Genomic DNA, 8,169 nt, shown 5'->3' with positions numbered 1-8,169 from the left:
CGGCGTGCTGCCCTTCATGGGCGTCTACATGTTCGCCATCGTCGTGCTCATGGTGTTCCCGGCAATCGCGCTGTGGCTGCCGACTTATTTGATGTGAGAGCAGCCTGATGTCCACACGATTTCCACCCAAGTCCGTCGCGGTACCTTACGCCGCAAGCCTGCGCGCGGGCGATTATTTGTTCACTGCCGGCCAGGTGCCGCGCGATGCCGACCGACAGGTGATCGGCACCACCATCGAAGAACAGACCGCTGCCGTGTTCGACAAGCTGCGTGCCGCACTGTCGGTGCATGGCGCGACGCTGGACCACGTCGTGAAGATGCAGGTCTTCCTTGCCGATATCGCCGATTGGCCGCGCTTCAACGGCGCATATGCAAGCGAGATGGGCGCGCGCAGCCCGGTGCGCACCACCGTCGGCGCCAGCCTCAACGGCGTCAAGGTGGAAATCGACGCCGTCGCCTACCTCACACCGACCACCCACGAAGTCATGCCCATGCCAGATATCCAAACCTCTCTCGCACCCTCTTTCTTCTCCGAAGTCGGCGCGCCGTCGATGGCTCAGATCGAAGCAGCCGCCGAACGTATCGGCACGCACGCCATCGTCACGCCGCTGCTCGAAAGCGCCGTCATCAACGAGGTGACGGGCGGTCGCCTCCTGTTCAAGGCGGAGGTGCTGCAGAAGGCAGGCTCGTTTAAATTCCGCGGCGCCTGCAACCGCCTTATGCAGCTGACCCCTGAGCAGAAAAGCGCCGGCATCGTGGCCTTCTCTTCCGGCAACCACGCACTGGCCACCTCGGCCGTGGCAAAGCTTCTGGGGGTCAAAGCCACGATCATCATGCCGGCCGATGCTCCTAAGACCAAAATCGTCGGCGCACGCAACAACGGCGCCGACGTGATTCTGTACGACCGCCAAACCGACGATCGCGAAGCCATCGGTGCAGAGATCTCGCGCACTACCGGTGCCGTGACCGTCCCACCCTACGACGACCCTTACATCATGACGGGGCAGGCCACGGTCGGCCTTGAAATCCTGCAGCAATTGGCGAGCATGGATATCGTCGCCGATGCGGTGCTGGCGGCTTGCAGCGGCGGTGGTCTGGTGGGCGGCGTCGCCTCGGCCGTACGGGCAATGGCGCCCGACACGGCGGTCTACGCCGTGGAGCCGGCGGAGTTCGACGAACTCGCCCGTTCGCTCGTCAGCGGCAAACCGGAACGCAACTCACCCGACGCGAGATCGATTTGCGATGCATTGCAGGTCGTCACGCCCGGAAAGCTCACCTTTGCGGTCAATCAGCGATTGCTGGCCGGCAGCCTGACCGCGACCGATGACGAGGTGCGAGAGGCCATGCGCATTGCTTTCAAGCAACTCAAGCTGGTCGTGGAGCCGGGCGGCGCCATCGGGCTGGCCGCGATTCTTGCCGGAAAGCTGGACGTCAAAGGCAAAACCGTCGTGGTCATCCTGAGCGGCGGAAACGTAGACGCCGACTTTTTTGCCGACGTGCTCGGCTCCTGACCACGCACCGGTCTTCTCATCCATCCATACCGCACAGATAGAACCATGCTCGAAAAGACAAGCTCCCGATACGCCAATGTCTCCCGCACCATCGATGATTTCATGAGACTCGACTACACCGGTGTCGGCCTCATCGGTAAGCTGTACGACGCCCTGCAGACGCGTCAGCCCGGCCCGTGCTGCATGGGCGCCGCCGAACGACTTGTCGAGACCACGAAGGCGAACCCCGGCGCACCGGCCCTCATCGCCACCGGTTTCCCGGAGGGAGGAGGCGTGCCCGAAACCGACGGCCCGGTCGGTGCCGCATTGCTGGCACGTGCGCTGTTCCTGGGCCTCGGCGTGGTTTCGGTGATCGTGATCGACGAAGATTGGGAAGAAATGATGACCGCCACCTGTCGTGGAGCAGGCCTCGCGCCCCGTCCGCTGCCGACATCGGGCAAGGCCGACTTCATCGAGTTCCTCCGGCCTGTCTACATCCAGACCGTGGCGAAGGATTCCGCGAGCAGTCGCCGCACATGCGACGAGCTGCTCGATCTGACCCAGCCATCGCTTCTGTTGAGCATCGAGCGACCCGGCTGCAACGCCAACGGGCTGTATCACGGCCTCGGCGGTCGGCCGCTCGACGGCATGGTGGCCGACCTGGACTACCTGTTTCGCCAAGCCAAAGCGCGCGGAACGCTCACGCTCGGCATCGGCGACGGCGGCAACGAACTGGGCATGGGTGTGATCGCCGACGACCTGCCGAAGTTTTCGCCTAAAGCCGTCGACTGCGGCACTCCTGGACGAGGTGGCGTCGGTGCCGCGACGGCAGCCGACTGGCTGGTGGTTTCCAACGTGTCGAATTGGGGTGCGACCGGTATCGTCGCCGCGCTGTCCGCGCTGCTGCAGAACCCGGTGGTTTTCCATGAGCCGGAACTCGAAACACGTGCCACCGAGGCCTGCGTCGCCAACGGTGGCGTCGATGGCATGTTCATGGGCCCTGAGCCTGCCAACGACGGCATCGTAATCCGCGAGTGGGAAGGCATGGTGCGCAGCCTTCGCGCTACCGTGATGCGTACGCTGGGGCATTCGGTGAACTGGCGCGGAGATCGGGGCGACTGGCGTCAGTTGAAATAAAGGTGTAGACCTGCTGTATCAGGGCTTTTGCGGAGTCCAGCGAAGTTCCGTGCCGAAGTCATGGGGAAATGAAAAAACCGCCCGGAGGCGGTTTTTCACTTTGCTGCAGCGCACCCGGTGCAAACGGCGAGCGGGCTGGCGGCCCTCTCGTGCGGTGCCTGATTCGGTCAGGCGGCCGCGGTTGCGAGGGCCTTGACCTTCGCAGCCAGGCGGCTCTTGTCGCGAGCGGCCTTGTTCTTGTGGAAGATGCCCTTGTCCGCCACGGTGTCGACCACGCTCTGGGCGCGGGCGAAGGCTTCGGCGGCCTTGGTCTTGTCGCCGGCGAGAACCGCCTTCTCGACGTTCTTCACCGCGGTGCGGTACTTGGAGCGCAGCGAGGTGTTCGCAGCGTTGAGCTTGACGTCTTGGCGGACGCGCTTGCGGCCCGACGCGAGGCGCGGGTTCTTTTTCTTCGGCTTGGTTGCCATGATTCGGTTCCTTGAGAGGTCTGAGGATGTTGCAGCAAAGCCAAAAATTATAACTTACCCCCAGGCTTGCCCACTGCGTGTGGCCGCCCACCCCCTTCCAGGGGGCGATGCTGGCGGACCGGCGGAGCCGGATCCGCGGCATCCTGAGGGGGCCGGGCCTGGCGGCCGGCGGGGCAGGCCGTGGCGCTGCTGCGCAGCGGCCACCGTGGGTTTTGGAGAGAGACGGGCGGAGCCAGGGGTGCACCTACACTCGCGCGGTGTCACTTTTCAAAGCCGCTTCCACCGTTTCGCTGTTCACGCTCGCCTCGCGCATCACGGGGCTTGTCCGTGAGCTGTTGATGGCGTCGGTGTTCGGCGTCAGCGCGTTGACCGATGCGTTCAATGTCGCCTTCCGCATCCCCAACCTGTTTCGCCGGGTGTTCGGCGAGGGGGCGTTCAGCCAGGCCTTCGTGCCGGTGCTGGCCGCGGCGCGGGTGGAGCGGGGGGACGAGGGGGCCAAGGCGTTGATCGACCATGTGTCGACTCTGCTGGCCTGGACGCTGCTGGTGCTGAGCATCGCGGGCGTGGCGGCGGCACCGCTGCTGGTGTGGGCGATGGCCAGCGGCTTGCGGCAGACGCCCGAGGGCTTCGGCGCGGCGGTGACGATGACGCGGTGGATGTTCCCGTATATCGGCTTCATGTCGCTGGTGGCGCTGGCGGGCGGGGTGCTCAACACCTGGCGGCGCTTCGCGGTGCCGGCGGCCACGCCGGTGCTGCTGAACGTGTCGCTGATCCTGTCGATCGTCTGGGGTGCGCCCTGGTTCGTGCGGCACGGGTTCGAGCCGATCTACGCGCAGTGCGTCGGCGTGCTGGTGGGCGGTGCGCTGCAGCTGGGGCTGCAGCTGCCCGCGCTCAAGCGCCTTGGGTTGCTGCCCGACATCGGCGCCAGCCGCGCGGCGATCCGCGCCGCCTGGACCGATCCGGCCACCCGCAACGTTATGCGGCTGATGCTGCCGGCGTTGCTGGGCGTCAGCGTCGCGCAGATCTCGCTGCTGATCAACACCCAGATCGCCTCGCACCTGGCGCCGGGCAGCGTCAGCTGGATCGTGTACGCCGACCGGCTGATGGAGTTCCCGACCGCGTTGCTCGGCGTGGCGCTGGGCGTGGTGCTGATGCCGCAGCTGGCCGGAGCCCGCGCCGCGAAGGACGACGCCCGCTATTCGGCGATGCTCGACTGGGGACTGCGCCTGGTGGTGCTGCTGTCGGTGCCCTGCATGGTGACCCTGCTGGTGTTCTCGCGGCCGCTGGTGGCGGTGCTGTTCCACCACGGCGCCTTCACCGCGCAGGACGTCCAGCAGACCACCGTGGCGTTGATGGGCTACGGCGCGGGCCTGGTCGGCATCGTGGCGATCAAGGTGCTGGCACCGGGCTTCTACGCCAGGCACGACATGCGCACCCCGATGCGGATCGCCGTCTGCGTGCTGGTGCTGACCCAGGGGCTGAACTACCTGCTGGTTCCGCTGCTGCAGCATGCGGCCCTGACGCTGTCGATCGGCATCGGCGCGGTGGTCAACGCGCTGTGGCTGCTGTTCGGGCTGGTACGGCGCGGCAGCTTCAGGCCGCTGCCGGGCTGGGGCCTGTTTTTGATGCAGGTGCTGGCCGCGAGCGCCATCCTGGCGATCTTCCTGGTGTGGATGCTCAACCGCTTCGACTGGATCGGCCTGCAGGCGACCGAGTTCCGCCGGGCCGGCCTGCTGGCGGGCGTGGTGATGGCGGCGATCGTGCTCTACCTGCTGGCCGCCTGGGCCGCGGGCATCAAGCTGCGACAGATGCTGCGCCGCTGAGCCGCGCGGGGATGCCCTGGCCGGGTCGGGTCTCCCGGCACCGGGCCTCTGGCGGCCCCGCTTGACGCGTTCGGGCGGGCACCGCCAGAATGGTCCATGGACCTTCGCTTCACGGCCCCCACGCCGCTCGAATATTTCGCCGCGCTCGTCCAGAGCGACGACGAATTCCCCCTGCTGGAGGCCACGGCCAGCCTGGCCCAGGACGAGTACCCCGACCTCGACATCCAGCAGGTGCTGGGGGACGTGGACCAGCTCCTGGCCCGCCTGCGCCGCCGCCTGCCGGCCGATGCGCCCGCCCTGCAGCGGCTGCGGGTGCTCAACCAGTTCTTCTTCCACGACCTGGCCTTCGGCGGCAACGTCAACGATTTCTACGATCCCGACAACAGCTACCTGAACGCGGTGCTGCGCACCCGCCGCGGTATCCCGATCTCGCTCGCGGTGCTGTGGATGGAGTTGGCCCAGGGCCTTTCGCTGCACGCCCGGGGCATCAGCTTTCCGGGGCACTTCATGGTCAAGATCAACCTGCCGAAGGGCCAGGTGGTGCTCGATCCGTTCAACGGCCATTCGCTTTCGCGCGAAGAGCTGTCGGAGCGGCTGGAACCCTACAAGCGGCGCAGCGGGCTGGTGGAGGATTTCGACGTGCCGCTGGGCCTGTTCCTGCAGGCCGCCACGCCGCGGGAGATTCTGGCGCGGATGCTGCGCAACCTGAAGGAGATTCACCGATCCCAGCAGGACTGGGCACGGCTGGTGGCGGTGCAGAACCGGCTGGTCGCCCTGCTGCCCAAGGCCTGGGCCGAGCAGCGCGACCGCGGCCTGGCCTTGGCCGAGCAGGGCCGCGGCGCCGAAGCCGTGGTGGATCTGGAAGCCTACTTGGCGCATGCCGAGGACGCGCTCGACATCGACCTGGTCGAAGAGCGCGTGCTGCAGCTGCGCCGGGCCCTCAACTGAATCTTCCTATAAAAAGTGGCCGTAGCCGGCGTGCGACGCCGGCATCCAGCTATTTTTTTGATAGCAATCCGCCGCCGCAGCGCGCTACACCAGCCGCGCCGCTTCCAGTTCTTTCTTCAGGTACGCGTAGAACAGCGGCGCCGCCACCAGCCCCGCGGGCCCGAACACCGCTTCGGCCAGGAACATCACCGCCAGCAGTTCCCACACCGCCATGTGGGTGCGCTGCCCGACGACCTTGGCGTTGATCAGGTATTCGGCCTTGTGTATCAAGATCAGAAAGCCGAGGCAGACCGCCGCGGTGGCCGGCGACACCGACAGGCCGACGACGGCGATCACCGCGTTGCAGAGCAGGTTGCCCACGATCGGCACCAGCCCGGCCAGGAAGGTGAGGGTGATCAGCGCCGGCGCGTAGGGCAGCTCCATGTTCCAGAGCGGCAGGATGCCCAGAAGGAAGACGGCGGTCAGCACCATGTTGAAGGCCGCGATCCAGAACTGCGCCGCCACGATCTGGCCGAAGGCCTCGCCGAAGAGGGTGATGCGCCGGTGCAGTTGCGCCGCCAGCGGTCCGCGCGCGTCGGGCGACCGGGCGCAGCCCGCCAGCGCGCCGACGATCAGGCCGACGTAGGTGAAGAGCAGCGCATGCAGCCAGGCCCGCCCGGTGATCGCCAGCGAGCCGGCCTGCGCGCGCAGGTAGTGCGCCACCACCCGTTGCAGGTCGTCGGCACCGTCGGGCAGGTGCTGGCCGATCTCGGGCGGCAGCTTCTCGCGGAACTCCAGCACCGTGCGGGCGGTGTGGTCGAGCAGCTCGCGGTACTGCTCGGGCGCATGCAGGATGAAGGTGCGCGACTGCGACAGCGCCGCCGACAGCATCAGGATCGGCGCCGCGATGACCAGCGCCGCCGACGCGATCTGCGCGCCCGGTGGCACGGTGTGGCCGCCGCCGGCGGCGGGCGGCGCTGTCCGCTTGCGGGAGCGCCACAGCCGAGAGAACCCGCGGGCGATCCACCGGGTGGCCAGGAAGCCGACGCAGACGCAGAGCAGGCCCGCCAGCAGGCCCTGCACCATCACCAGCAGCAGCGTCGCTGCGATCAGCACGTAGCTGGCCACCATGACGCCGGTGCGAGCCGGCAGCGGATCGGCGCCGGATGCGGGCGGGAGAGGTTCCATGCGTGCGCGACGGTCAGGCCACCACGACGGCGGCGCCGTCGCCGCGCGGGGCGATGGTGCCGATGCGGTGCACCTGCTCGCCGGCCGCCCGCAGCGTGGCGGCCGTCGCCTCGGCGTGCTCGGCGGCCACGACCACCACCATGCCGATGCCGTTGTTGAAGGTGCGGTTCATCTCGATGTCGTCGATGCCGGCCACCTTCTGCAGCCAGGCGAACAGCTCGGACCGCGGCCAGCTGCCCTTCTGCAGGTGGGCGGCGGTGCCCTCGGGCAGTACCCGCGGAATGTTCTCCAGCAGGCCGCCGCCGGTGATGTGGGCCAGCGCCTTGATCGGATGGGCGGCCAGCGCTCGGAGCACCGGCTTCACGTAGAGGCGGGTGGGGGCCATGATGGCTTCGCGGAACGGCCGGCCGTCGAGCGTGGCGGGCAGGTCGGTGCCGGCGCGCTCGATCACCTTGCGCACCAGGCTGAAGCCGTTGGAGTGCACGCCGGCCGAGACCAGCCCCAGCACCGCGTCGCCCGCGGCCACGTCCCGGCCGTCGAGGATCCTGGATTTCTCGACCGCGCCGACGGCGAAGCCGGCCAGGTCGTACTCGCCGTCGGGGTACATGCCGGGCATCTCGGCCGTCTCGCCGCCGATCAGCGCGCAGCCGCTCAGCTCGCAGCCTTCGGCGATGCCGCCGACGACCGCCGCGGCCGTATCCACGTCGAGCTTGCCGCAGGCGAAGTAGTCGAGGAAGAAGAGCGGCTCGGCGCCCTGCACCAGCACGTCGTTGACGCTCATGGCCACCAGGTCGATGCCCACGGTGTCGTGCATCTGCCATTCGAAGGCCAGGCGCAGCTTGGTGCCGACGCCGTCGGTGCCCGAGACCAGCACCGGCTCCTTGTAGCGCTTGGGCACCTCGAACAGCGCGCCGAAGCCGCCGATGCCGGCCAGCACGCCCTCGCGCATCGTCTTCCTCGCCAGCGGCTTGATACGCTCCACCAGTGCGTCGCCGGCGTCGATGTCGACCCCCGCGTCCTTGTACGACAGGGGGGAGGTGGAAGGCGCGGAAGAACTCATGGCGTGTGGTCGAGGAGGGAGGGGAAAACGGGCGCCGGTCAGGGCAGGGCGGGTGCGCCGGTCACGCAGGCGCCGGG

Annotated in this window: 7 protein-coding genes; 4 read left to right on the top strand and 3 right to left on the bottom strand. The window is 67.8% G+C overall.

Annotation, left to right across the window (positions count from 1 at the left end; genetic code table 11):
- Positions 1–107: 107 nt before the first annotated feature.
- The gene (locus DFQ15_RS15605) at positions 108–1,511 is read left to right on the top strand and encodes a pyridoxal-phosphate dependent enzyme (protein WP_110466863.1); all 1,404 of its coding nucleotides are present in this window, start codon (positions 108–110) and stop codon (positions 1,509–1,511) included.
- Positions 1,512–1,556: 45 nt separating this feature from the next.
- A complete protein-coding gene (locus tag DFQ15_RS15600; protein ID WP_110466862.1) occupies positions 1,557–2,627 on the top strand; it encodes a glutamate cyclase domain-containing protein in 1,071 nt (356 codons plus the stop codon).
- Positions 2,628–2,794: 167 nt separating this feature from the next.
- Here DFQ15_RS15600 and rpsT read toward each other — a convergent pair whose 3' ends face one another.
- Positions 2,795–3,094 carry a 30S ribosomal protein S20 gene (gene rpsT / locus DFQ15_RS15595; protein WP_199399898.1) on the bottom strand — a complete coding sequence of 100 codons (300 nt, stop codon included), beginning with the start codon at positions 3,092–3,094 and terminating at the stop codon, positions 2,795–2,797.
- A 257-nt stretch (positions 3,095–3,351) separates the two neighbouring features.
- Here rpsT and murJ point away from each other — a divergent pair, with 257 nt between their 5' ends.
- Positions 3,352–4,917 carry a murein biosynthesis integral membrane protein MurJ gene (murJ, locus tag DFQ15_RS15590; RefSeq protein ID WP_110466860.1) on the top strand — a complete coding sequence of 522 codons (1,566 nt, stop codon included), beginning with the start codon at positions 3,352–3,354 and terminating at the stop codon, positions 4,915–4,917.
- 96 nt (positions 4,918–5,013) lie between these two features.
- Positions 5,014–5,865 carry a SirB1 family protein gene (locus DFQ15_RS15585; protein WP_110466859.1) on the top strand — a complete coding sequence of 284 codons (852 nt, stop codon included), beginning with the start codon at positions 5,014–5,016 and terminating at the stop codon, positions 5,863–5,865.
- 84 nt (positions 5,866–5,949) lie between these two features.
- Here DFQ15_RS15585 and DFQ15_RS15580 read toward each other — a convergent pair whose 3' ends face one another.
- Both DFQ15_RS15580 and purM read right to left on the bottom strand, forming a co-directional pair.
- Entirely contained in the window at positions 5,950–7,032 is a 1,083-nt protein-coding gene (locus DFQ15_RS15580; protein ID WP_110466858.1) for an AI-2E family transporter, read from the bottom strand.
- Positions 7,033–7,045: 13 nt separating this feature from the next.
- A complete protein-coding gene (gene purM, locus DFQ15_RS15575) occupies positions 7,046–8,092 on the bottom strand; it encodes a phosphoribosylformylglycinamidine cyclo-ligase (protein WP_110466857.1) in 1,047 nt (348 codons plus the stop codon).
- Positions 8,093–8,169: the final 77 nt, after the last annotated feature.

It is taken from the genome of Xylophilus ampelinus (assembly GCF_003217575.1).
Taxonomy (GTDB): Bacteria; Pseudomonadota; Gammaproteobacteria; order Burkholderiales; family Burkholderiaceae_C; genus Xylophilus; species Xylophilus ampelinus.
Note: the sequence above shows the minus strand (reverse complement) of the source record. Positions and strands in the feature narration are given on the sequence as shown.

Bases quoted from the DNA above. Each gene is read 5' to 3' on its own strand.
- DFQ15_RS15605 (WP_110466863.1), top strand. From the start codon at position 108: ATGTCCACACGATTTCCACCCAAGTCCGTCGCGGTACCTTACGCCGCA.
- DFQ15_RS15600 (WP_110466862.1), top strand. From the start codon at position 1,557: ATGCTCGAAAAGACAAGCTCCCGATACGCCAATGTCTCCCGCACCATC.
- rpsT (WP_199399898.1), bottom strand. From the start codon at position 3,094: ATGGCAACCAAGCCGAAGAAAAAGAACCCGCGCCTCGCGTCGGGCCGC.
- DFQ15_RS15585 (WP_110466859.1), top strand. From the start codon at position 5,014: ATGGACCTTCGCTTCACGGCCCCCACGCCGCTCGAATATTTCGCCGCG.
- DFQ15_RS15580 (WP_110466858.1), bottom strand. From the start codon at position 7,032: ATGGAACCTCTCCCGCCCGCATCCGGCGCCGATCCGCTGCCGGCTCGC.
- purM (WP_110466857.1), bottom strand. From the start codon at position 8,092: ATGAGTTCTTCCGCGCCTTCCACCTCCCCCCTGTCGTACAAGGACGCG.